Below are 22,954 nucleotides of genomic sequence, written 5' to 3' on the forward strand. Positions count from 1 at the left end.
CCCGGTCACCGGCGCCGCGGTCGGTGCGCCACTCACCGGCCACACCGCCCTGGTGCGGGCGTTGGCGGCGGTGCCCGGCCCGGACGGACGTACCCTGCTCGCCTCCGCCGGCGCCGACGGGACGATGCGGCTATGGGGCCTAGATTTTCGGCACGGCGTCGGGATCCGCGGCTTCTCCGATCGTCGGGCACAGCAGGACCTGCTGGGGCGCGAGCGATTGGTGGAAGTGCTTGCCGGGCTGATGCGCGGCGGCGGGGATCGCGGAGTTCGGGATGAGGGGCCGACTGTCGTCTCTATCGAAGGTCCCTGGGGCTCTGGGAAAACCTCGGTGATGGGGCTGCTGCACGCCGCATTGTGCCCCACGGCCGGCCGTACCTCGGGAACGACCGACCTGAAACCGGTTCGGCGTGCAGCGCCCGGACACTCCGGCCGGGTGCGCACCGCAAGGGCGTGGCTGTCAGCACGGTGGCAGGCCCGACGGTTGACCGTCGGCACCGCAAGGGCGTGGCTGTCAGCACGGTGGCAGGCCCGACGGTTGACGGTCGGCGCCGCCGCTCGCATGCTGACCGCCGTCCGTCCCCACACCGATGCGGTACTGCCGATCCCGGCGGGCGGCCTGGCCGGACGCATCGTGGGTGTGTGGTTCAACCCGTGGGCTCATCAGTCCGCTGACCAGGTATGGGCCGGGCTGACCCGGCAGGTAATCGACGCTGTCGGGGGCGCCCTGCTCGGCGACTGCGATGCCGCCGAGCGGTACTGGTTCGTGCGCAACCTCGGCCGGCTTGACCGACGCAAGGTCCACCAGCAGCTGTGGAAGCGGATCCGGTCCCCGCTGCTCGTCGTCTCCGCGTTCGCCGTGCTGGCCCCGCTGATCGCCCAGGTCGCAATCAAACCCTCCGACGAGAAGCTGTTTGGCTGGCCGGTGCCGTCCGGGCTCCTCGCCGCAGCGGTCCCTGCCCTGCTGCTCCTGCTGGGGCTGGCCCACACCGCCGGCCGGTATGTATTCGCCCGGGCCTCGTCGTTCCTGCCCGGTGACCTGTTCAGCGGACCGGTCGTCAGCGGCGCCCTGGCCCAAACCGACGCGACCCGCGACGCCGCGCTCCATGATCCGTACTTCCACGCCCGCTCGGGCTACCTGTATCTCGTTCAGCACAGCGTCAAAGCACTGCTGCAAGATCTGGAACACGCCGACGGTGAACTCGTCGTGTTCGTCGACGACCTCGACCGGTGCGCGCCCTCAACCACCGCACAGGTCCTTGAAGCAATCAACCTGTTCCTATCCGAGTCGTTCCCCCGGGCCAGGTTCGTCCTCGGACTCGACCCCGCTGTCGTAGCCGCCCACATTGATCGCACCTACACCGACCTGCTCGGCACCCCCACCACCCGCCACCCCGGCGATCCCAGCCCAGGCTGGACCTTCTTGCGCAAACTCATCCAGCTCCCCGTCACACTTCCCAGCGTCCCCGATACCGGCCTGGACCGGCTCCTGACCGACACGCTCGGACCCACCACCGCACTCGACCACCCCGATCCGCGCAGCTCCCCAACCATCCCGCCAACCCCCACCACCCTGACCCAACCCTCCAACGCACGCACGGTCCATGACCCGGCGCCGAGCTTCACCCCGCCACCAACACAGGGCCCAGAACCGGCCGCAAGCAGGATGATCGCCTCCACCATGTCCGTGACAGACACCCAGATGGCATGGCGACTCGAACGTCACCCCGTCGTCCGGGAACGACTCCGCGAGCGGCTGGCCGACCAACCGGATCGATCGGTGCGTGAAGCCAAACGGCTCATGACCATCTGGCAGTTCGCGGTACGCCTCCTACAGGAAAACGCCCCGCTCACCGGAGACGACGCCGTCCGACGCGCCCAGCAACTCGTCGTCGTGGCCGAACTCCTCACCCGCTGGCCCGCCCAACAGCGCCTCCTCCGCGCCCCATACACCGACCCGCACACCCCGCGCACGCGTGGCCTCGATGCCCTCGCCGCAGCCGTCCACGACGACCTCGCCTGGAACCGCACCATCGCCAGGCTCGGCCAACCACTCAACGACGCCAGCACCAGCACCGCGCTGCGCCGTCTACTCCACGACTATGACGGATCCCACGTCACCGACCTCTACGGCCAGCTGGGATAGTCCCGCTCTCTTCTCGCCGGCTGGCGTGGCACGTCTCACCGGTCTGCGGCCGAGCTACGCACCCCAGCGCCACTCACCCGGCGCCGCCCCAGGGGAAAGCACCGACGACCGCGGCCTGGCCATCGACCGCGTATGGTGACACCTCCGCAACGGCAAGCCCAGTCAGCGCTACCTGGACTTCCGGGCTGCCCTCACCCGCACATCCAGGTCCTCGCCGCAGCCATCGACGACCACAGGATCTCCGCCAACTAACACGCAAACCCTCGCCGACTAACGCGCAAAGTCACACCGACTGTGACTGCCAGGCTTAGTTGGCCAATACAGGAGTTAGTTGGCCACCGGCCGAGCAGCGGCTGGTGCGTGCGTCGATCGCTCCACGTGGTGATGAGGTGTACCTCAACCTGACCCGCCACGATCTACGGACCGAAATCCAACCGAGTTGCGATCTTGCCTGACCCCGTGAGTCCGAACCTTCGCAAGCCGTCAGCGCCAACGGCATCGTCGGCCAGCGCCCGCAGGTTGGACAGTTCGAGTACTGCGCCGAGTTCGCCGCGGTCGGCAGCCTGTAGGTACAGCGCCTCGGCGTGGGCGAGGTTGCCGGCCTCCTTCCGCAGCCAGGCCAGCTTCAGCAGCGTGTGGGCGTCGCCACAGCTTGCAGCCTGGACTGCGAGGGCCTCGGCGCCAGCCTGATCTCCGGCCTGCAGTCGCAGTTCGGCCAAGGCCCGTAGTGCGCTCGCGTCGCCACGGCTGCCGGCCTGGACCGCAATCGCTTCGGCGCCGGCATGATCCCCGGCCTCCGCCCGCAGTTCGACCAGCCCCCACAGCCAGCCGACTTCGCCGCAGTCGGCGGCCTGGACGTACAACGCCTCGGCACTAGCGAGGTCCCCGGTCTCCCTCCGCAACTGGGCCAGCCTCCACAGTGCGCCGGCGTGGCCGCGGTCGGCGGCCTGGACGTACAGCGCCTCGGCACTAGCGAGGTCCCCGGCCTTCTTGCGCAGCCAAGCCAGCCACCACAGCGGGATGGCGTCGCCCTGGTCGGCAGCCTGGACCGCCAGTGCTTCAGCGCTGGCACGGTCCCCGGCCTTCTCCCGCAGCTCGACCAGACTCGACAGTGCGCTGGCGTGGCCGCGGTCGGCGGCCTGGAGGTACAGCGCTTCGGCAGCTGCGATGTCGCCCGCTTCCTCCCGCAGCCAGGCCAGGTCCCCCAGCGGGATCGCGTCGCCCTGATGGGCTGCCTGGACCGCCAGTGCTTCAGCGCTGGCACGGTCCCCGGCCTTCTCCCGTAGCTGGACCAGCCCCCGCAGCGCGACGGCGTGGCCGCGGTCGGCGGCCTGGAGGTACAGCGCGTCCGCAGCAGCGGTATCCCCGGCCTTCTCCCGTAGCTGGGCCAACCCTTGTAGCCCGCCGAGTTTGCCGCGGTCGGCGGCCCGCATATACAACGCCTCGATACCAGCCGCATCCCCGGTCTCCTTCCGCAACTGGGCCAGCGCCCATAGCGCGCCGACGCTGCCACATTCGGCGGCCTGCGTGTACAGCACCTCGGCGCCAGCGATGTCACCCGCCCGTTCCCGCATGGCGCCCAGGGTGAACAACGCGTCGAAGTCGCCGCGGCTGGCGGCCGGGGTGTACAGCCAGATGGCGTGCTGGTAGCGGCCCCGGTGTTCGGCCTGCTGACCGAGGTGTCGGAGCAGGTTGGGGTCGGTGATCGTGGTCGCGAACCTGTGCCACAGGCTGTCGGGTGGGTAGATGCCGGCGCGTTCGGTGCGGCCGAGTTGTTCGAGGTAGTCGGCCAGCCGGTAGCACGGCTGCCCGTCCTGGCGGGGTGGGTCATCGGGGCGGGCGCGGATGCGGGTCAGCGGACCGCGTGCGCCCTTGCATGGGGTCGCGGTGTAGGCCAGGGCCTGTTCCAGCCAGTCCTCGCCGAGGGTGTCCCAGTCGTGGTCGTCGAGGTAGCCGGGCGCGGCCTGTTCCAGCAGGGCATGCGGCAACGCGAGCGGGTGGCCGAGGCGGCGGGCGTCCATCGCCGCCTGGATGATCGCCCGGGCCGCGGGTGGGGCGTTGCGGTAGCGGTCTTCCAACGCAGGTGCGCCGGCCAGGTACTGGGTGATCCGGCCGGCCTCGGCGTGGGCGGCGGCCAGGTCCACCCGTGGATCGGCCTCCGCGTCCAGCCCGGCCAGCTCGGCGGGGGTGAACGCGTCCGGCACGGTGATCGCAGTGCCAGCCGCCAGCAGGTCCCGGGCCTGCGCATATGGATCCGGTGCGTCTGCCGCCGGGCGGGTGGTCAACGTCGACCAGTACTGCGGCCACGCCGTGGCCAACAGCAGCACCGGCCCCCGACCCGGATCGGTCACCAGGGTGCGTAGACCGGCGGCGATCCGCTCACCCAACCCCTCGTCGGTGGGCATCAGGTAGTGCTGGGCCTCGTTCAGCCACACCACCGTGTACGGCCCGACCCGGTCGAGGTCGGCCAACGCGGCCTGCGGGTGGGTCGGATCGAACGGATGCCACACCCACCACCGCCTCGGCTGCCGCCCATCCAGATACCGGACCAGCTCCCAACAGGCCCGGGTCTTGCCCGTCGACGACCCACCCACCAACGTCACCAACCGCGACAGCCCGCCGTCGAGCATATGGTCGACGACCTCACGCAGCCTGGCGTCGTGTGATCGCGGCAGATACCCGGGCAACAAGTCCGGCACCGTGCCGGTGCCGGGCACCTGGATCGCTGGGTGCACCTCCAACGCCAGGGGGTCACACTGGTCGATTGGCCGGCCAAGCCGGTGCGACGGCGCGTCCGCAGGATGGCGCCGCTCGTTGGCGCCGGCCTGACGCTGCCGGACCGCCTCCTGGTGGAGGTCCAGCCACCACGCCACCGGACGCGATTGGTAACGGTCGGTGCGGACCGCTCGGGGCTGGAGATATTCGACCAGGAACCGGACGACGGCCGGATGGGCAGGCACCGCCTTGCGCCCGAACCAGTCACTCAGCCGCTGCGCGGTGATCGCCAACGGCGGCTGCTGCGCGGCGGCTTGGCGTACCAGCGTCGTGTACGACGGCTCACCGGCCGCGTGCCGCAACTCTGCCAGTTCGGTGAGCAGCCGTTCGGCGGCGGTTGCCGGAACGCCAGTCACCGCGTGCCGCCGGTGCGGTCCGGGTGGTATCCGGATCCGGACCGGACCGGACCCTTTGTCACCTGTGGTGAGCTCGCCACGGGCACACGGTAGCCGAAGCCGGTCTCGGCGGACCCCCACCGGACATCCGAGAACTGACGGGCAGCAACCACCACCTAGCGCCCGGGAGTCCTCGATGTCCGCCTTATCCGCGCTGATCCACGACGGAGCACTCGCCGCCGGGATCGGAACCGTGCTCTACACGGCCACCGTCGCCACTGCCGCTCTGACCGCGCTGCTTGCCCGGACCCCGCGGCGGCGCCGCGACGCTCGGGCTGTCCTCACCATCCTGCTGCGCCGCCCCACTACCCCGCCCGAGTGAGCAGTGCCGAGGAGTTCGGACATCCGTGCACACGACCTCGGACTTCAACACTTAGGCCAAGTAACGCTTGCAACTTTGGCCAGCTAACCCCTGCAGATCCGCAACGCGCGGCTGGCTGACGAGCTCAGAGTGGCCAACTAGAGGCTGCAGTCACACCGACTGTGAGCGTCCGCGTTAGTTGGCGGAAGTCGTTCACGGTGGTTGGCGGCTCGGTTCTTCATCCCTGCGCACGGGCGGGACCTCGACGGAACGGTCGCGTGGAGCAGGTCGGCCGGTCGCCGCTCTCCCCCCGTCGGGGGCGACCAGCCGCCCTTTTGATCCGAACGCTGAAGGTCGGCTACTGCTCGGCGGCCCGGCTACGGGATCGGCAGGGAATCCGGCGTGGGGTCCGGCACTGCCTCGGTGGCCGGTTCATCGGTGGCCGGGTGGAAAGCGGCAGCAGGTGAGATAGGTCTGAAGCTGGGTAAGTTGAGCGGAAGCTTGGCATATCCGGAAACTTCGACGAATTCTTGGGAGGTTGGCGGAATAAGACGGAGGTCTTTGACCTAGATGAATTGGATGCGCTTAAGAACAAATGGAGGCCGTGATCGCCAGTGAGGCTCAAAGGCGGTGCGTCAGGTCATTAGCCGACCTTCTCTTCCCAACATCGGCATTTCGAAGCAGTCATTCAATCTCGAAGTAACCGCCACGGCCGGTCCGGGAAGAATAGGACCCGGGGTTGGCACGGGTTCGGATTGTCGCGGACGAACCCGCGCTGCAGACAAGCACGGTCAGTAGCCACTTGGCTGACAGCGTTATTTCGAGCGGCGGACTGGCCGATGGCCCGGCGACACCAGACTTTCACCGCGGCGAGGTCGACACCAACGGGATCCTCTCGTTCTTCGCCAGCAAAATCGCACCGATCCTGTTGGTGGTGCTGGGCGTCATCTTCATCGCTCGCGCGAGCAAGGGCGAAGTGTCGCGGGTGCTCACCAGCTCCGCGATCGCCATCATCGGGCTCGCGTTCATCGCCGGTGCGGCGACCCTGTTCTTCGTCGGAGGGTCCCTGATCGACGTGGTCTTCAAGAAGGCCGGCGATGCGGCTGCGCATCGATGACCACATCTACCGGGCACGGCTGGTCTACCTCGAACCACCTGGGTACACCCTGCCGGTGCAGTGGCCCGGACGCGCTACGGCCCACTCATACCAGCACGCCATTGCCTGACCGCAGAGCGAACCACGCCCGGCAAAGCCACATCCGCGTTCGGAACGAGCTCGTGTGACTCTGCACGACCAGGACGCCGGTCCCTGCCGCGTGGCGGTGGCCTGCGGGATCGCGCTCAGGATGAATGCGTGGCGGCTTGCGCGCCGAAGCACCCGCCGCCTCGCCGCCCCTGCTCAACATCGATTCGCGGCGTTCAACAAGCAGCGCGGTCCGAACCGTGAGGAACGGCTGCTTGTATACCTGCATAACGGCCGCCATCCGAGAAGCTGTCGGGAGTTACGTTGAGGACACCGACGACGACTGGTGACGCGGCGGTCAGCGGGTCGGTCACGGTACGAACGTTACCCTTCCCGGCCGTGTTGATCATTGACTCGACCGCGCGGCGGTACGCTGGACAAAACGGTCGTGCCAGGCTGGCGGTGACGATGTCGTCACCTTGTTCGAAAGGACAAGAGCAACGTACGCTCTGTTCGAGACCTCTATTCGGAGGGTGAAACTGGGCAAAACACATGCGCCAGTAAGGGGGCCTTGGTATGGCCGTCGGGGCTGGGCGTCGAAGTATTGGCTACTGCCCACAGGAACCTGTCCTGCGAATAGTGAAGCGAATGCTGGAAAATTGGAGGCGCCATTGGAGTGGCCACATAAGAAAGCTTCCGAATTCCAAAATGGCGGGTGGCCTTCAGCCACTAACTGAAGACCACCCAGGCAATACGCACTCTTTGGGGAGGCGGTATCACCATGACCAGTATACGAGGTTGGCTGAGGCGACGGCAGTGGGTGGATCCACGAAACCGTGCCGACGTGCAACAAGGTTCCGAACCGGGACAGACAAGGTCGTCCAGTTTCGAACGACGGATGATCATCACTGGCGCCGTCGCGGCCGTCGTGACAGCCTCGGCTGAAACACTCCACGCGTTCGCGGACGTAGCTCATCTGCTGATCGTCTATCTCGGCCAGTAACGTCTGGCATGTCGAAGTCGGGCGGCGGCGAATTTCGCCGCCGCCCTTTCGCAGCTTTTGGGTCTGCAGCGTCTGCGCTCCACCGCATCGTCCGGTGGTTGACGTTTCGATCCCGTCAACCGGGTTGCACTGGGCGTCGATGAGTCGCCTACCACCGATAATTGGACGGACTCACGCGATCCGGCTACAGCGGGCCGGTTGGAGAAGACAACCATCGCGTCCTGGTCGGCTCAGCCGATCCCCCAACAAAGCCATGGAGCCAGGCGGGATCTGACCTCGGCGAACGGCACGGTCCCGGCGGCAATCCTCGACTGGAGCGACCGCAAACGCATCACCGCCACAGCCCTGGCCTGGATCGGCGTCACCCAGGGTGAACACCGCTACGCACCCCTACGCCACTCGCCCGGCGCCACACCCGGAACAACCGAAGACAGAGGCCTGGCCGTCGACCGGAGTGGGGCCAGTTCGTCATCACCGATCGCGCGGCGGGAACCGTGATCGGAAGCGGTGACCTGGCCCGTAAGCGAGGCCCGTGGGAGGTGTCCTACCAACTCCGGCACGCGTACTGGGGCCAGGGCCTCGGCAGCGAGGCGGTGTCGCTGATCTGCGTCTGGTTCTTCGCCTACACCAGCGAAGATCTCCTGGTTGCCGTGACGCAGACCGCCAACGTCCGGTCCCAACGCCTGTTGAAACGCGTCGGCGCGGTCCAGGTCGAACCGGTCGAGGAGTACGGGCTGCGGCAGGAATGCTTCGAGTTCCACCGGTCGGTAGCCGCGGCTCCCGACCGTTCACGACCGGCGCGATAGCCCGCCGCACCAACGCCCCGTTAGGCTGCCGCCGGTGGCCATCGACGCCGTTCAGCAGGCGCTCGTCGCCCCGTTCCGGCCCCGAAGGCGGGTGGCGGTTACACCACCGTCGAGGCACCAGCGTGTCGGCAGCGATTCTTGCCGGCATCGTGGCGCTCGTTCGGCAGAAGCGGCCGAACCTCACCCTGCCGCAGCTGCACGAGCTGCTGAAGTCCACCGCCACCGACAAGGGAGCGCCGGGTTTCGACAGCGAGTACGGCTGGGGCGGCGTCGATCCGGTGAAGGCGCTCACCGCGCCCGACCCGGTGACGTCGACGCCGGCAGCGGCACCGGGGTCCCCGCGCCGGAGCTTGAGGAGCCCTCATTCTGGCGGGCCGACAACATTCCTCGCGCTCGCGGTGGCCACCGTGATCTGGGGCGGCGGGCTCGCCCTAGTCATCTTCCTGACCGTGTTCCTCCGCCGCCGGATCAGGCGCCGGATCAGGCGGCGTCGTCGGGAGGCAGCCACGCGAGCTGAACCAGCCGCGAACCGTCGCGGCGGTTGACCAGGAAACCCCGCCCGGCGGCAGCCGCTCCTGAACAGCCCACCACAACGGGAAGGCCGGGCCGATCGAACGCCGATGGTGGTCAGCAGACGAACTGCGGCAATGCCGCGACAAGCTCCTGCCCGCCCCGGGCCCGGCCTGCTCGACGCCGTGCTCGACACCCTGCTCGGCCACGTGCCGCTGAGGCTGACCAACCGATTCGGCCCGGTGAACGGCGACAATTCCCTCGTGCAACGACACGCCGGGTCAGCCACCTGACTCGACCACCTGCCTCGACAGATCTGTCATCCTGGATGGATGGTGCCCCCCGCTCTCGCCCCACGCTGGCGTGACATGGCCACTCTGGGCTGGGTAGCGACCCGGCAGCTCGGCGGACCCGCCGTACGGCTCCCGCTCATCGGGGTGGTCTCCTGCGCAGCGACTTGGCCGGTAGTGATGACAACCCTGGTTGGTGCGCGGGCCGACAACGCGCTCGCGGCCCATGGCAAGACAGCTCTGGTCACGGTCAGCGCGTGCGAGCCGCCCGACCGAGTCCGCTGGCGACGCCTCCTCGCCTCCGCCGCGACCGTACCTGCAGTTGTGATCGCGCTGTGTCTGCCGCTGATCGCCGCGACCGTTGCTGCCATCGCGGCCGCGATCGCCGGCTGGCGGTGGCTCAGCGATCTGCTGATCACCGTAGGACAGGCCGAATCGGCGGTAATCGCGGTCCTGATGCTGGCCGGAGTTGCGCCGGTCGTGCGATCGATCACCCCGATCCAGCGTCAGGCGGCACGCCTGTCGGCCCGCCAACGCGCCATCACGCTGATCGAGGCGAGCAACCTCGCCGCCGACCCTGCCGATCGACGCGCAGCGACGATCCTGGTCCGCAACCTGCAGCGCCACGCCGACACCCGTCAGGTGGCCATCCTCGCCAACCCCCGCGACAGCGCCGTCGCCGCCATGTACCGCCGGCTCGGCTTCGAACCACTCAACGCCGACCGCCCCGGCATGCTCCTGCGATGGCCCCAGCGATCACGCTAGAACGCCGCCACCGGCCCGCTGGGTGATTGATCCGGCGGCCGTACGGCATGCTCGCCGTCGCGGGGCCTCCGGGATGAGCGCCGTCGCAGCGCTGAGAGCGCGGTCCAGCGCGGTCCGGCCCGTTAGTGCCGCATCGACGGGATACCGGCGGAGACGCGTACGGACGGTGCCGCGCAGCTCGGTCCAGCGGAAATCACTATGCCGACACAGGATTCCAACGGCGCCACGATCAAGTCGGCCACCGCAACCCCGTCCCCGTAACCACCGAGCACGTTCGCGCGTCGCGTGGTTCACGATCCCTCTGTGATACGGGCGCGCCCCTCGACCTCGCCGGCATGATGATCGTCGCGGGATGGGTGATGGATCGCCTGCCTTGGCAGCAGCGGGATCGAGGCAGCGACCGCGACGGCGGCGACGGTGATTGCGGTGCGGGTGCTGGTCATGGCGGCGAGGAATCCGCCGGCGATGATGCACAGCGGCTGCACGGTTTGGAAGTGACCGCCCAGGCGGTGGCGACCCTGGTCATGTAGGCGTCGGCGGTGGCCTGCATTCGGTAGGTGGCGAACAGCGGATTGAACGCGCCGGCACACGCCAACAGCATGGTGTCCGCCGCGACGATCACGATCAGGCCGGCGGTGCCGGGCGGGGCGAGCGGGATCAGACCCAACCACACCGCTCGCGCTGCCCCGGCGGCCAGCAGCACCTTCCCAAGCGGAAACTGACGCAGCAGCCGGGGCGCGGCGAGGGAGCCGACGATGCCGCCGGCGGCGGGCAGGCCGAGGGCGAATCCGTACTGCAACGGCGTAAATCCCAGCTCGCGCAGCATCAGTACCGTGGTCAGCGGGGCGGCGGCCATGATCGCACCGCCGAAAACGAGCGCGTTGGCGAACAACGGCCGCAGCACAACGTGGCCTGCGATGTACCTCCAACCCCCGCTGGTCTCGCGCAGCCAGCCACGTAGCCGGCCCCGGACCCCGGTGCCCGATTCGCCATTCACGGCAGCAGCCGGTGGTGGTTCGGAGGTTCGGAGGCGACGAATGCCGGCCGCGGATGCGAGGAAGCTGACCGCGTCGATGGCGATCGTCGCGGTGGCGCCGAGCAGTGTCAGCAGCAGCCCGCCGAGTGGCGGTCCGGCAAACGTCGCGATCCAGAAGGTGGTCTCGAACCGGCTCGTCGACCGTGCCCGCCAGGTTGGTGGGACGAGCTGTTTCATATGCGCGCCGCTCGCGGCGGCGAAGACCATCGCCGCGGCGGTCTGTACCGCCGCGACGGTCAGCAGGTGCACGAAGGTGAGCAGCCCAACAACGGCGGCGACCGAGACGCTGCCGAGGGCGGCCAACCGCAGCAGATCGGCGGCGATCATCACCGGGCGTTTGCGGTGCCGTTCCACCCACGGCGCGAGCGGCACCACCGCGATCGCCGCCGCTACCCCGGATATCGCCGCCAGCATCGACACCTGCAGCGCCGAGGCGTTCAGGGCCAGCACCGCGAGCAGCGGCAGCGCTCCGGCGCCGACGGCGGTGCCGGCCTCGCTGACCGCGTACGCGGCCCACAGCCACCGCCAGTCCCGCCGCCAGCCCGCGTCGGCTTCGCTTACCCGCATGTCCGGTCGGTGCCACGTGGGTCGACCCGCAGGGCGGGGTAGCCGGTGCTGGAGTAGGCCAGGCGCCGCCATTGCGTTTCCTTGCGCGATGCGACGTCGAGGTCCGGGTCGGCGAGGTCGACGCAGACGACCGCCGGCCGGCAGTCGGTTGGTGCAGCGGCGAGGCGGTGCCCGTGCGGGCCGATCACACCGGATGGCATGGCGTCGGCGCGGGAGGCGGGAACGGCCACGCTGGCCCAGAAGCCGTTCGCGGCGACCTGTCCGCGAGCGAGGATGCCGAAGATCGGGTCTTCGGAGAAGACAGAGTCGCGACGGCGGAGACAACTCCAGGCCGTACGCGGATCAGCCCTCATGCGTCCCACGGAAACTGACCGTAGCCGGGGTCGCCGCGCCTCCCGGTGCTCGAACACGGGTATGTCGTTCGTAGCACCTGACGTACCAGCCACGACTGGCGCATTTCATCCGTCCGAGTGACTCCGGGTGACAAGGTGGTCGGGACATCACCGGCGCTGGATGGCACGCGCCCGCTGCCCGACGTTCGGTAGCCATTTGCCGCCGACCCGCCGACCCGCCGACGGTCGAAGGCGGCTGATGCCTGGCTCTACTACTGCGCACCGCTGGTCAAGCGGCGGCGGCAGACGGAGGATGAGGAACCTCTTCCAACCTGCCGATGTCGACGCCGGCTTCGGCGAGCACCTGACGGACCTGGCCGATGGTGAGCCAGTCGATTTCGTTGGTGGTGTCGTCGTCGGCGTGGACGATGAGGTACCACCAGGCGTCGGTGCCCGGTCGGCGGACGAGGTCGACGCGCCAGCGTCCGTCGGGGGTCTGCATGGCGGGCCGAATCATGGTGCGCAAAGGTACGCCGGTGTGGGGCTGGGCGTCGTGGTGATGCCGGCGGCATCACTGTCGGTGAACCGGCTCTGCGTGCGGAAGATCCTCGGCGTCCTTGGAGGACCGGCTCATCGGCCGGGCGGGGCCTCCTCCTTTGCAGAGGACAAGGCCCCAGTTTCGGGACCGCGAGCCTCTGGTGAGGAGGGCTGGAACCTGGAGTCGGCAGCCCTGGCACGGGCGGACCGGCCCGAACCGTACCGCATGCGGGTGTTCAGCGGTTGGTGAAGCCGACGCGCCAGGTTCTGCGGTCGGAGACCGGCCGTCGCGGTTTGGTTGGTCGTAGTCCGCGGACCTCGCCGGCGATGTCAGCTTCGGGGCGGCACAGGTAGCGGGCGATGGCGAGGTATGCGTCGACCCGGTCGGCGAGGGGTGGCTGCTTCTGCGGTCGGGGCGGCGGCGCGCACGTCGAGACCGGGGAGGATGCCGCTGTTGTCGAGGGTCGCTCGGGCGGTGGCGACCATGTCCGTGAGGGCCTCGGTGACGGTGTCGCGATCGAGGTAGACAGGCAGGGCGGTCATGTCACCGATGCCGGCCCCGGGGTCGATGAGGAGGCGGAGTTCGGGCCGTCCGGTATTGATGTCGTGCTCCAGGTGGATCCACAGACCTGCCGATGCGGCGACGGTGTCGATGTCGGCGCCGTCGCCGTCGGTCGGGTTGGCTGCGATGAGGTAGACGCACCATTCGGGAAGTCCAGTGAGGTCGCCGAGGCTGACCGGGTCGGGGACCTGGGTGAGGAGGCGGTGGGTCAGGCCGGGTTCGGCGATCCACACGGAGCGGGCGAACGCCAGGCGTACAGCGCTGCCGCGACGGCAATCGGTGGCGTTGGGTCGCCGAACCGTGTGCTGGTCATGATTGTTGCTGGCGCGCCCATCGGCAGAAGGCACCAGTCTGGCCATGTCACGGGTGGGGCGGATCGCAGGTCGTCGAGTTCGCGCCACAGCCTGGGGTAGTCGCGGAGGAGGTCCTGCTCGATCTGCTGGGCGTGGCGGTGCGCAGCCTTCGCGAGGGCCTTCTGATGGGCGTCCACCGGGTGACGCTATCGCAGCCCCCGGTGAGAGGGGGCTACCAGACTTGGATCGCGTCGATGCCGATCTTTTCGTACGGTGCCGGGTCTTTGGTCAGGACGTGTGGTGCGAGACCGTATGCGACGACCAGCGCGGCGCAGGCTCGCCCGAGGGTGCCAAGTTTCGGCGCTGCGAGGTAGACGTCTTGCCAGACCAGGCCGAGAACGTCGTACAGCTCGGTGTGCTTGAGGCTGGTGAGGATGTCGATGAGGTTCAGCCGAGCGGGGTCTTCACCGATCGAGGCGGCCGCCTCGGCCAGGCACGGGACGGGGATTGCACAGGATTCGTCGCCGTCAGCGATCTCGGCCAGGACTTCGCCGACGTGCTGGCTGCCCTCGGTGTAGGCCAGGACCGCGCTGGTGTCCAATGCGGTGGCGTACCTCACGCTGCGTGGCTGCGGAGGCGGTCCAGCGCCGATGCGGCGCGATCCCGTCGCTCCTCGTCCGTCCACCGCGCGGCGGCCTCGTCGAGCTGGCGTCGAGCCTGCTCGCGACCTGCCGCAGTGAGCACTACGCCGCGCTCGTCGGGCCGATCGCCGCGAGCGTCGGTGCTGTGGGGCTCCACGGTCATGGTACGAGAATACGCGACCGGGCGTCTGCCGTGCGTGCGCGGCGCTCGACCCACCTGTCAACGGCGATGATAGGTCGGAAAGAACGGGGCATACCCGGACTAACCTGACATAAATTGATTATCGAGCTGGCTACAGGCGCACTTGAGAGACGCCATCTAGGTGTCAGCGCTGATCGGTCATCTCGATGTCAGCAGAAGCGCCACGGCTGACATTCGCGGCGCCGCCAGTCGGAGGCCACGTGCTCGAGTGGGTGCTGCGCCCTAGTCAAGCTTGTCGATCAGTTGGGCGAATCGGTGGTCGACGCGTGCCTGGTCGGTGGCCAGGATCAGCGTGAGGGCGTCAGTGATCAGTTCGCACAGTCGGCAGCCCGGTTCGGCGCATCCGGCGTGTTCTTCCGACATCGCGAGAATCAGCGCGTGCGAGTGGCCGGCGACGTAGCCCTGCTGCATGAACGCCGGTCTGGCAGAGATCTGATCGACGACCTCACGGACTCGGTCATCGACCACTCCATACTGCTGCGCCATGTGGCCGGCCGGCTGTTGCAGGTGGTCAATGGCTTTCATCCGGCGGTGCAGATTATCTCGCTCGTCAGTTACCTTAGATTCCTAGCTCCGGGCCGGGCGCTGCACGGCCGCTACTGGGCCACTTCGGGCACGTTGTGCTCGTCCGGTCGCACGTAGGGCTCCCGCGTTAGGAAGGCGCGGTAGCGCTTCTGCATCTCCGCGCGGGCCTGCTCGAAGGACGGTTCGGGGTGGTGGTCTGTTTCCCACGGCTCGGCCTTGAGGAAGTCGACGACCGCTGCGACGGCCGCGGGTGTGACCGCACCAGCCGTGGGATCTGCGTGCGCGTTGGCGATTGCGGTTTGCAGGGCAGGGCCGAGCCTGCGTAGTTGCATCGGATCGAAGATCAGCAGCGATCGCTGGTCGGTGAATGGCGGGGGTGCGACCAGGCCAACGTGTCCAACGTGGGAGACGAGGAAGATCTGCTCGGGGGAGGCCGGCACCCGGGCGATCACGGACTGCCAGTTCTGCTTGAGTAGGAACTTACGTATGGCCGCCGACGCGGCGTCTCCGTCGCCCGGTGTTGTGCCATGCAGGGCGTGGCGGGTCACCTGCCAGTAGTTCTCTTCGGTGTCGATGGAGGCCAGGCGCAACCGTTCGACGAGGCTCGCGGCGGTGTTGGCGGGAACAGCGAGGTTGACGGGCGAGTCGGCCTGGCTTTCGGCTACGCGGGCGGTGAGCATGCCGTCGAGATGGCCGATCATGCAGGCGTCGATAACGACAGTCCGGCGCGTTGAAGGTGACGGACGCCGCTGCTTGATTCTCTTGGCCTTGCCCACGGGCACCTGCCTTCTGTTACCGAGGGTCCTCATGCGTAGTGGCGCCGAAGGTTGCTTCTGCCTCGAACAGATACGTCGGCACGTGCGCAGCGTAGTCGGCTGCATCGCGGCGGGGCGCGCACAGGATGCGGGGCACGCCGAACGGTTCCCCAGCGCGATGGCGTCGACCAGATAGACCGCGAGGGCGTCGACGTGGCGGGTACGCGTCGAGTCCAGCCGCCCCGCCGCGCCGATGGTGACGCTCGTCGTTCTCGACGGTGGACGCAGCGATGGCGGCCGCCGCGATCGCCGAGCAGTGGGCCAAGGACGGGGCGACCGCCGCGGCCGAGGCGGGCGCGTCCTACACCGAACTCGGCGCGGCCGCCGGTATCACCCCGGCAGGGTGCTCGCAGCCGCTGGCCGGGGCTGGCCGAGCTCGCGGCGGCCGCGCGCCGCGCGGGCCGGCCGCCGGCGCCCGAGCCGACGCAGCGCGACACCGGCCGCACCTTCGACGGCGGCGCCGGCTCGGTGGAGATCGAGTACGAGCACACGGTGGCCGCCTGGACCGTCGGCGACCTGCGCCAGGCGCTGCGACCGGCGCCGGCGGACATGCCGCTGTTCGCCGTGACCGCGCAGACGGCCGGCGGTGACGTCGAGGGCGAGACGCAGGTCGTCACGGAAACCCGCTTGTCGGAGTCCGGGTGGAAGGCAGAGGCGGATAAGAAGCGGTTCACCTTGCTGCTGGACTCCGCGTCCGGCACGTACAACCGGCGGGTGCCCGGCCCGTACGGGCGCGCCACCACCGGCGAGCCGTTCATCCACGAGGCGGAGCCCCTCACCGTCGCCGCGGTGCTCGCCGCGATGGAGGGCCTGCCCGACGACATGCCGGTGGTTGTGTGGCCTGCCGAGGATCCCGGCTCCAACGACGGTGACGACCAGGTCGACTTCGACGGCGCGATCGGCCTGGACTGGTCCCCGCCGACCCGCGGCGAGCGTGAGGGCGAATGGGTCACCGGCAACCACTTCGACCTACAACTGGAGTACCCCAGCGGCAAGTACCTGCGCTGGATCGACCGGGAGGACTGAGCCGAATGATGCTGTGCGCCGAGGTCTTGGTCTAGCCGCCGATCTCCTTGACGGCTTCGTAGTACGTGGGGTCGTTGGTTCGGGGTATCAGTGCGGCTCTGGCTCCAGACCACAGATCGGTTCGCAGCTGGTAGGTGCAGAGAGTGCGCCACCGTCGACGTCTCCAGCGCTGTGGCAGGACCAGCACCTCCACGGTGGCGGTGTAGGGCCCATCTTCTAGCTGGGTCTCCGGGTTGTCCCATTGGAACTCGATCACCCGCTCAACCGACTTGCGGCCATCGACAGCAAACGGCATGGCGAACTGCCGATGCTTGTCCGATTCGGGATAGACGGATCCGTGAAAGGCAATCCAGAACATCCGCTTGGGTAGCGCTTTGCGGTCTGGGGAGTTCGCGTCGTCGGTGCCACCACTCAGGTGCAGCTTGATGTCGGCGACCACCAGCGAGGCGGGGGCCGGGTTGTGGAAGACCAGGGGAACGTGGAGGACGATCTTGTTGCTGGTGATGGCACCGCTGTAAATCGGCCCCGTGTCGACGCGCAGGCGACCACGGCGGACCTGGATCCACCAGAACGATGCGACGGTGAAGATCAGCGCGGATACGGTGATGACCACCGGCGGAGTGATCCAGGCATTGGTGGCCCCGAGGATTGGCAGTGCGACGCCCACACGCAGAGTCTTCCTGGCGCACGCAACGCCGAGGAGACCGGGTGTGTCTGAGCGGCGGAGCCCGGATGGTGACCGCCATGGCAGCAGCAACCGGAGATCCAGATCTTCACCTCGGGTAGGCCGTGAGCGCGACCTCAGCGGCGGTGCGGTCAACGCGTGTGGCGAACTGCTGGTTGGGTCGTTCGCCGGCCCATGCTTCGGGTGTGGGCGGGTCCGGGAGGACCAGGCCGCGCACGGCAGATGGCAAGTATCGAGCGGCCCAGCGCAGTTCTGCGACCTGTGCGAGCGGAATTTGTCAAGATCGGTGAGACCAGTGGGTGTTAAGCAGCGAGGGTCAGGGCCTCGGGCTGGTTGGTGGCGGGTTCGGGTTTGTTGATCCAGGCGGTGTCGGCCAGCCGTAGGGATTTCGGTTGGGGTCGGCGGGTGAACCGTTCGGGATTGCGGACCCAGGCGGAGTCCAGGACCTGTTGCCGGGTAACGGCTATCGCGTCGGCGTGGCCGTAGTGGACCGCTGCTGGGGTGTGCAGTCCGATGCCGGTGTGGTGGTGTTCGTGGTTGTACCAGGTGAAAAACGTGTCGCAGAACGTGCGGGCGTCCTGAATCGACCCGAACCGGGCCGGGAACGACGGGTGGTATTTCACCGTTTTGAACGCGGCTTCGGAGTACGGATTGTCGTTGGACACGTGCGGGCGTGAATGCGAGCGCAGCACGTGCAGGTCGGCGAGGAGGTCAGCGACCTTCTTCGAGGTCATCGAGGTGCCCCGGTCGGCGTGCACGACCTGCGGGATGCCGTGCACGGCGAACACGTCGGTGATGAAGTCTTGGGCCAGGGCGGCGGATTCGGTGGTGGCGACCTTGTGCCCGACGATGTACCGGCTGAAAATGTCGATCATCACGTAGGCGTCGTAGTAGACACCCCTGTTCGGCCCGGGCAGTTTCGTAATGTCCCAGGAGAACACCTGCCCCGGGCCGGTCGCGGACAACTCCGGCCGGACGCGGGCCGGGTGGCGGGCCAGCCGGCGCCGCTCGACGACCTGCCGGTTCTCCCGCAGGACCCGATACAGGGTGGCCACCGACGCCAGGTAGACACCCTCGTCGAGGAGTGTCGCGAACACCTCGATCGGGGTGGTGTCGACGAACCGGTCGCTGTTGAGTACCGCCAGGATCCGGGCCCGCTCAGCCGTGCTGAGCCGGTTGACCGGCGCCCGGCGCGGTCGCGGCTGCCGTGGCGGCCCCAGGACCGCCTGGCGGTGCGCCGTGGCCCGGGAGACCCCTGCCAGGCCGGCCGCGGCCCGGTGAGAGACGTGCACCCGCAGCTGGTGGTAGGCGCCGGTCATCACCGTTTCGACGTCGGCGGCGTGTCCACGCTCTCGGAGATTTCCTCCAAGAGCGCCTGAGCTTTTCCCATAATGCTCAGAGCTGCTTCAGTCCGGACCAGACGCCGTTCGGCGACGTCGAGCTGACGGCGCAGCCGGGCGATCTCGGCCTGATCCACCGACGGCCGGCCGACTACCGACCCGGCCGGCTTGCCCTTGAGCAGACCCGCGTCGCGGGTCCGGCGCCACTCACTGATCAACGACGAGTACAGGCCGTTCTCCCGCAGGAACGCGTTCCCCGCCCCCGACTCGGTCGCCGCCTCGTAACCAGCCAGCAGCCGCAGTTTCTCCGCTGGGCTGAACGACCGCCGACGTGGCCGATCCGTACGCGGTTTCTTGGCCATGCCCCCATCGTCGCCTACCGACAGGTCCAGCGTCTTGAGCGTCAACGTGATCGATCCATCCTCGCCCCGGGCGGGCTACACCTTCAGAACCGCTGGTCTCACCCAACCCTGACACCCAGGGGAGTTGCGCGTCGAGCTGGCGGCGTAGCTCGGCCTGCACGTCGGCGGCTTGGCGTAGCCGTGCGTCGTAGCCGCTTTCGATGGCGGCGATCCGTTCGGCGGCGTCAGCTTCGGCGACGGCGATGCGGGGTGCGGCGATCCGGTCCGCGGCGGCGGCGATGTGCGCGTCGAGATTGCCGGTGGCCTCGGCAATCGGGAAGCCCTGCGCATCCTGCACGTGTGCCGCCGCCACTACACCGACGCCCGCACCGCCACGGTCAACCTATTCAAGTCACTGATCCTCACCGCAGACGACGAACTCCGCGACCAACTCCGCGACCTGACTACCGGCCAACAGGTCCGCCAGGCAGCCGATCTCACCGGCACCAGCCCGAACGACGACACCGATGCCACCTCCGCGCTGGTGCGCGTACGTCGGACCCACCTTGCCGAGCTCGCTGTCCGCATCCTCGACCTGAACCGCGTCCTGGCCGACAACCTCAAACAGATCCGAACCCTCGTCAAGGCCATGTGCCCGGCCCTGCTCAACCAACCCGGCATCGGGCCCGTCACCGCCGCGGTCGCCCTCACCGCCTGGTCCCACCCCGGCCGCGTCCGCACCGAAGCCGCCTTCGCCGCTCTCGCCGGCGTCAACCCGGTGCCCGCCAGCTCCGGCCGCAACGTACGCCACCGCCTCAACCGCGGCGGCGACCGAACCCTCAACTCCGCCATCCACACCATCGCCAAGTCCCGGCAACGATGCCACCAGCCCACCAAGGACTACATCGCCCGCCGCGCCACCGAAGGCCGCACACCCCGAGAAGCCATCCGAAGCCTCAAGCGCTACATAGCTCGCCAGATCTGGCGAACCATCCAAGCCACCCCTTGACACCAACCCTCACAGATCTTGGTCGACTGCTGTCTTACCGGGGGCCTCTCCCCGTGTCGACCCCGGTCGATCCCACCTCATCGCCAACCACGCTGACCTGCACCATCAGGTTGGAGGGTCGGGAACTGGCGCGGTTGCACGTCCGTGGTGGTAGGCCCGGCAGCCTTCGAGTGCCTGCGGTTTCCCGTCAGGGTGTCCCACTGCCGTGGCCGTGACCTGGGTGCTCCGTTTCCAGTTCCCGCCCGTCAAACCGTGCGTGCGGTTCTCCCGCACACGGCTTACCGACGTCGTTCACCGCCGGCATTCGGCTTGTCCCGCCAGGGCTTGCCGGCCCTGGGTTGCACGACGATTCCGTAGAGCCTGATCAGACCGAACTCGTCGGGTGTGAAGTGCAGCAGCGCCCAACGGCCGTAGTGTCGGCTGCGGCGGTATCGCTTGCTCAGGTAGAGGGCGATCCGCATCCTCAGGTACTGTCTGATCTTGCTGAAGCGTTCGGCCGAGTGTCCGTACTTGAAGTACCCGGTCCAGCCGCGCAGGAACAGGTTCAGATCCTGCACGATCGCTTCGACCCGCAGCGGTAGCCTGCGCCGGGCGGTCAGCTCCCGGATCCGGTCACGGGCGTGCTGCATGGCCCTGTCCGCGGGCCAGCGGGCAAGGAAGGTGAACGGGCGTCGCCCGTCGCGGGGCCGGGATGTCACCAGCCGGTGGTGGAAGCCGAGGAAGTCAACACCTTCCCCACCGGCGGTCAGGTGCACGATCCTGGTCTTGGCTTCCTTCGGTTGCAAGCCGAGTTCGGCCAGCAGGGTCCGCAGCCGTTGCAGGGCGGCTTCGGCCTGCTCGCGGGACTTGCACATCACCAGCACGTCGTCGGCATAGCGGACCAGTACCCCGTGCTCACGCGTCGACCATTGCCGGTCCAGCCGGTGCAGGTAGACGTTACAGAGCAGCGGGGAGGCCACCCCACCTTGCGGGGTTCCGGTCACTTCCCGACGGACCAGGCCATGCTCCATCGCTCCCGCGCGCAGCATCGCCCGCAGCAGCTTGAGCACCGCCTGGTCACAGACGCGTTCCTCCACCGCCTGCATCAACTCCTGGTGCGGTATCGCCGAGAAGCAGTTGGCGATATCCGTCTCGACCACCCACCGCCTACCCCGCCCGGACTCCTCGATGAGGACCTGCAGGGCGTCGTGCGCCGAGCGTTTCGGGCGGAACCCGAAGCTGCACGCCAGCATGCCCGCTTCGAAGACCGGCTCGAGCACGATCTTCACCGCGGCCTGCACGATGCGGTCACGAACCGTCGGTATCGACAGCGGCCTCGACTCGCTGCTGCCCGGCTTGGGTATCAATACCCGCCGCGCCGGCAACGGCCGATAGCTCCCGCTCCTCAGTTCGCCGGCCAGCTCGTCCAGCAACCGGCCTACGCCGTCCTGTTCGACCTGGTCCAAGGTGGTCTTGTCGATGCCCGGGGCGCCGTCGTTACGGCGCACCGCGACCCACGCCCGCCACAGGACGTCTCTGCGGAAGACCTTGTCCCGTAGCGCGTGGAACCGACGTCCGGGATCGGCCTTGGCCGCCCGGTACAGCGCATGCTGCAAAGCTCGAACCGGGTCCACCACGGACCCCGACACGGCGGGACTAAGCGGGTTGCCGGAAGTTATGTCCGTAACTCGCCCGTATTGATCAACGTCCCAATGTGAGGGCCTCGTCGAGGTTGGATCGGGTTACCACACCCATCGATCCGACCCACGACGAGGCCCACGCCAGTATGCGCCCTGCGCACGTGTACGCCAACGTGTCCGACGAGCAGTACCACCAGCTCATGGACGCCCTGCACCACCGGTGGCGGGTCGCTACCCGCGCGGTGATGATCCTGCTGTCCGTCTCCGGCATGACCGCCGCCCAAATCGGTGCGTTGCTGCATTACCACCCACGCACCGTGCGGCGCTGGATCGCTCGCCATGACCTGGAAGGCCTGACCGGACTGCCGGACCGACCCCGGTCCGGTCGGCCCAGGATCGGCTCGCCACGCCTCGGCGACCGCATCCGCGCGCTGCTCACTACGCCGAAAACGTGGACCACCGCCCGGATCTGGCGCGCGGTCGGCCGCCCGACCATGAGCATGCGCACCATGTACCGGCGCATCCGTGAACAGGCCCGCTGGTGCCGGCCCCGCCTGATCGCCAAAGGCGACCCCGACCGCGACGCCATCTGCGCCCGCATCCGCCAACAGGTCGCCGACCTTCCGACCGGGTCGGTCGTCCTCGCCGAAGACGAAACCCACCTCGACCTGTTGGCCCGGGTCCGGGCCTGCTGGATGCCCCACGGCCTGCGCCACCGGGTCATGACCCCCGGTTCCAACAAGCGGCGCACCATCCACGGCGCGGTCAACGTCCTCACCGGCGCGGTGCACCACCACGTATCGGTCAAGAACGTCTCCGTGGTGTTCTGCTACTTCCTCGACCTGCTCCTGCACGCATATCCCGACGCCCCGACCATCGCGGTGATCTGTGACAACGGCTCCACCCACCACAGCAAGATCACCAAGAGGTGGCTGGCCGACCATCCCCGCCTCCTCCTCATCGAAGGCGCCAAGTACAGCCCTCAGGACAACCCCGTCGAACGGATCTGGGCCGCGATGAAACACCACATCGCCAACACCGCCCCGACCACCATGGCCGACCGCATCCGACAAGCCCACGCCTTCTTCCGAAACCGCACCACCGAACAGAACCTCACCACCGCCGCACCCTGGACCTCACCCTGGCTACCAACGGGATACGGACATAACTTCTGGCCAGGCGCTTAGCCACAACGGCACTCACCGGGCTCCTCTTCACCAGCACAACGCATCGACGAAGCAGCGGCCCTTCCC

Annotated in this window: 25 protein-coding genes and 1 pseudogene; 11 read left to right on the plus strand and 15 right to left on the minus strand. The window is 68.3% G+C overall.

The features are described 5' to 3' along the window. Positions 1–52 precede the first annotated feature (52 nt). Positions 53–2,143 carry a P-loop NTPase fold protein gene (locus Vau01_RS52640; protein WP_204009057.1) on the plus strand — a complete coding sequence of 697 codons (2,091 nt, stop codon included), beginning with the start codon at positions 53–55 and terminating at the stop codon, positions 2,141–2,143. A 416-nt stretch (positions 2,144–2,559) separates the two neighbouring features. Here the strand turns inward: Vau01_RS52640 and Vau01_RS52645 are convergent, their stop codons facing one another. Further along, positions 2,560–5,274: a tetratricopeptide repeat protein gene (locus Vau01_RS52645; RefSeq protein ID WP_204009058.1), complete on the minus strand. Its 2,715-nt coding sequence runs from the start codon at positions 5,272–5,274 to the stop codon at positions 2,560–2,562. Positions 5,275–5,449: 175 nt separating this feature from the next. Between Vau01_RS52645 and Vau01_RS52650 the strand changes: the two genes are divergently transcribed. Together Vau01_RS52650 and Vau01_RS52655 are read left to right on the plus strand one after the other, a co-directional pair. Then, a complete protein-coding gene (locus tag Vau01_RS52650; RefSeq protein WP_204009059.1) occupies positions 5,450–5,635 on the plus strand; it encodes a hypothetical protein in 186 nt (61 codons plus the stop codon). Positions 5,636–6,446: 811 nt separating this feature from the next. Beyond that, positions 6,447–6,731 (plus strand): hypothetical protein, encoded by a 285-nt coding sequence (locus Vau01_RS52655; RefSeq protein WP_373320454.1) that lies wholly within the window; start codon positions 6,447–6,449, stop codon positions 6,729–6,731. A gap of 323 nt (positions 6,732–7,054) precedes the next feature. Here the strand turns inward: Vau01_RS52655 and Vau01_RS52660 are convergent. Beyond that, a pseudogene (locus Vau01_RS52660) lies at positions 7,055–7,171 on the minus strand (dihydropteroate synthase); the annotation flags it as partial. A gap of 827 nt (positions 7,172–7,998) precedes the next feature. On the opposite strand from Vau01_RS52660, the gene Vau01_RS52665 reads away from it, so the two are divergent. The 5 genes from Vau01_RS52665 (at position 7,999) to Vau01_RS52685 (ending at position 10,171) form a co-directional block, all read left to right on the plus strand. Next, positions 7,999–8,298 carry a hypothetical protein gene (locus Vau01_RS52665; protein ID WP_204009060.1) on the plus strand — a complete coding sequence of 100 codons (300 nt, stop codon included), beginning with the start codon at positions 7,999–8,001 and terminating at the stop codon, positions 8,296–8,298. Beyond that, positions 8,271–8,606: a GNAT family N-acetyltransferase gene (locus Vau01_RS52670; protein WP_373320455.1), complete on the plus strand. Its 336-nt coding sequence runs from the start codon at positions 8,271–8,273 to the stop codon at positions 8,604–8,606. Before Vau01_RS52665 ends, Vau01_RS52670 begins: the two co-directional genes overlap by 28 nt. Before the next feature lie 122 nt (positions 8,607–8,728). Next, positions 8,729–9,151 (plus strand): S8 family serine peptidase, encoded by a 423-nt coding sequence (locus Vau01_RS52675; protein WP_204009061.1) that lies wholly within the window; start codon positions 8,729–8,731, stop codon positions 9,149–9,151. A gap of 102 nt (positions 9,152–9,253) precedes the next feature. Beyond that, positions 9,254–9,409 carry a hypothetical protein gene (locus Vau01_RS52680; protein ID WP_204009063.1) on the plus strand — a complete coding sequence of 52 codons (156 nt, stop codon included), beginning with the start codon at positions 9,254–9,256 and terminating at the stop codon, positions 9,407–9,409. Positions 9,410–9,484: 75 nt separating this feature from the next. Further along, on the plus strand, positions 9,485–10,171 hold the full coding sequence (locus Vau01_RS52685; protein WP_204009065.1) for a hypothetical protein: 687 nt from the start codon (positions 9,485–9,487) through the stop codon (positions 10,169–10,171). Between the two features lie 290 nt (positions 10,172–10,461). Here the strand turns inward: Vau01_RS52685 and Vau01_RS52690 are convergent, their stop codons facing one another. The 10 genes from Vau01_RS52690 to Vau01_RS52735 all read right to left on the minus strand — a co-directional run bounded on the left by Vau01_RS52690 (position 10,462) and on the right by Vau01_RS52735 (position 15,642). Beyond that, on the minus strand, positions 10,462–10,614 hold the full coding sequence (locus Vau01_RS52690) for a hypothetical protein (protein ID WP_204009067.1): 153 nt from the start codon (positions 10,612–10,614) through the stop codon (positions 10,462–10,464). Further along, positions 10,611–11,774: an MFS transporter gene (locus Vau01_RS52695; RefSeq protein ID WP_204009068.1), complete on the minus strand. Its 1,164-nt coding sequence runs from the start codon at positions 11,772–11,774 to the stop codon at positions 10,611–10,613. Before Vau01_RS52695 ends, Vau01_RS52690 begins: the two co-directional genes overlap by 4 nt. After that, positions 11,765–12,127, minus strand: a complete 363-nt coding sequence (locus tag Vau01_RS52700) for a hypothetical protein (RefSeq protein ID WP_204009070.1) — start codon at positions 12,125–12,127, stop codon at positions 11,765–11,767. The genes Vau01_RS52695 and Vau01_RS52700 overlap by 10 nt, the downstream gene beginning before the upstream one ends. Positions 12,128–12,395: 268 nt before the next feature. Next, entirely contained in the window at positions 12,396–12,623 is a 228-nt protein-coding gene (locus Vau01_RS52705) for a hypothetical protein (protein WP_204009072.1), read from the minus strand. 350 nt (positions 12,624–12,973) lie between these two features. Beyond that, positions 12,974–13,438 (minus strand): AcrVA2 family anti-CRISPR protein, encoded by a 465-nt coding sequence (locus Vau01_RS52710; protein ID WP_204009074.1) that lies wholly within the window; start codon positions 13,436–13,438, stop codon positions 12,974–12,976. Continuing rightward, complete coding sequence (locus Vau01_RS52715; protein WP_204009076.1) at positions 13,414–13,695, minus strand: hypothetical protein; 282 nt, start codon at positions 13,693–13,695, stop codon at positions 13,414–13,416. Before Vau01_RS52715 ends, Vau01_RS52710 begins: the two co-directional genes overlap by 25 nt. A gap of 35 nt (positions 13,696–13,730) precedes the next feature. After that, entirely contained in the window at positions 13,731–14,117 is a 387-nt protein-coding gene (locus Vau01_RS52720) for a hypothetical protein (protein ID WP_204009078.1), read from the minus strand. Then, positions 14,114–14,302 (minus strand): hypothetical protein, encoded by a 189-nt coding sequence (locus Vau01_RS52725; protein WP_204009080.1) that lies wholly within the window; start codon positions 14,300–14,302, stop codon positions 14,114–14,116. Before Vau01_RS52725 ends, Vau01_RS52720 begins: the two co-directional genes overlap by 4 nt. A 261-nt stretch (positions 14,303–14,563) precedes the next feature. Further along, on the minus strand, positions 14,564–14,866 hold the full coding sequence (locus tag Vau01_RS52730; protein WP_204009082.1) for a hypothetical protein: 303 nt from the start codon (positions 14,864–14,866) through the stop codon (positions 14,564–14,566). Positions 14,867–14,937: 71 nt separating this feature from the next. Then, entirely contained in the window at positions 14,938–15,642 is a 705-nt protein-coding gene (locus Vau01_RS52735) for a hypothetical protein (RefSeq protein WP_204009084.1), read from the minus strand. Between the two features lie 507 nt (positions 15,643–16,149). Between Vau01_RS52735 and Vau01_RS52740 the strand changes: the two genes are divergently transcribed. Next, positions 16,150–16,707, plus strand: a complete 558-nt coding sequence (locus tag Vau01_RS52740; protein WP_204009086.1) for a DUF6225 family protein — start codon at positions 16,150–16,152, stop codon at positions 16,705–16,707. Positions 16,708–16,738: 31 nt separating this feature from the next. On the opposite strand, the gene Vau01_RS52745 is transcribed toward Vau01_RS52740, so the two are convergent. Beyond that, positions 16,739–17,374, minus strand: a complete 636-nt coding sequence (locus tag Vau01_RS52745) for a hypothetical protein (protein ID WP_204009088.1) — start codon at positions 17,372–17,374, stop codon at positions 16,739–16,741. Between the two features lie 320 nt (positions 17,375–17,694). Continuing rightward, a protein-coding gene (locus tag Vau01_RS52750) for an IS3 family transposase (RefSeq protein ID WP_204009090.1) occupies positions 17,695–19,094 on the minus strand; the annotation gives its coding sequence in 2 pieces (ribosomal slippage) (positions 17,695–18,737 and positions 18,737–19,094; 1,401 coding nt in all). A 280-nt stretch (positions 19,095–19,374) separates the two neighbouring features. Between Vau01_RS52750 and Vau01_RS52755 the strand changes: the two genes are divergently transcribed. Further along, on the plus strand, positions 19,375–20,082 hold the full coding sequence (locus Vau01_RS52755; RefSeq protein ID WP_204009092.1) for a transposase: 708 nt from the start codon (positions 19,375–19,377) through the stop codon (positions 20,080–20,082). A gap of 278 nt (positions 20,083–20,360) precedes the next feature. On the opposite strand, the gene ltrA is transcribed toward Vau01_RS52755, so the two are convergent. Beyond that, entirely contained in the window at positions 20,361–21,710 is a 1,350-nt protein-coding gene (gene ltrA, locus Vau01_RS52760) for a group II intron reverse transcriptase/maturase (protein ID WP_204009094.1), read from the minus strand. Positions 21,711–21,847: 137 nt separating this feature from the next. On the opposite strand from ltrA, the gene Vau01_RS52765 reads away from it, so the two are divergent. Continuing rightward, positions 21,848–22,888: an IS630 family transposase gene (locus tag Vau01_RS52765; protein ID WP_204009096.1), complete on the plus strand. Its 1,041-nt coding sequence runs from the start codon at positions 21,848–21,850 to the stop codon at positions 22,886–22,888. Positions 22,889–22,954: the final 66 nt, after the last annotated feature.

It is taken from the genome of Virgisporangium aurantiacum, from assembly GCF_016863635.1.
Taxonomy (GTDB): Bacteria; Actinomycetota; Actinomycetes; order Mycobacteriales; family Micromonosporaceae; genus Virgisporangium; species Virgisporangium aurantiacum.

Excerpts from the sequence above, each read along its gene's own strand:
- Vau01_RS52650 (WP_204009059.1), top strand. The coding sequence starts at position 5,450 with ATGTCCGCCTTATCCGCGCTGATCCACGACGGAGCACTCGCCGCCGGG.
- Vau01_RS52680 (WP_204009063.1), top strand. The coding sequence starts at position 9,254 with ATGCCGCGACAAGCTCCTGCCCGCCCCGGGCCCGGCCTGCTCGACGCC.
- Vau01_RS52685 (WP_204009065.1), top strand. The coding sequence starts at position 9,485 with ATGGCCACTCTGGGCTGGGTAGCGACCCGGCAGCTCGGCGGACCCGCC.
- Vau01_RS52690 (WP_204009067.1), bottom strand. The coding sequence starts at position 10,614 with ATGACCAGCACCCGCACCGCAATCACCGTCGCCGCCGTCGCGGTCGCT.
- Vau01_RS52695 (WP_204009068.1), bottom strand. The coding sequence starts at position 11,774 with ATGCGGGTAAGCGAAGCCGACGCGGGCTGGCGGCGGGACTGGCGGTGG.
- Vau01_RS52700 (WP_204009070.1), bottom strand. The coding sequence starts at position 12,127 with ATGAGGGCTGATCCGCGTACGGCCTGGAGTTGTCTCCGCCGTCGCGAC.
- Vau01_RS52705 (WP_204009072.1), bottom strand. The coding sequence starts at position 12,623 with ATGATTCGGCCCGCCATGCAGACCCCCGACGGACGCTGGCGCGTCGAC.
- Vau01_RS52725 (WP_204009080.1), bottom strand. The coding sequence starts at position 14,302 with ATGACCGTGGAGCCCCACAGCACCGACGCTCGCGGCGATCGGCCCGAC.
- Vau01_RS52730 (WP_204009082.1), bottom strand. The coding sequence starts at position 14,866 with ATGAAAGCCATTGACCACCTGCAACAGCCGGCCGGCCACATGGCGCAG.
- Vau01_RS52765 (WP_204009096.1), top strand. The coding sequence starts at position 21,848 with ATGCGCCCTGCGCACGTGTACGCCAACGTGTCCGACGAGCAGTACCAC.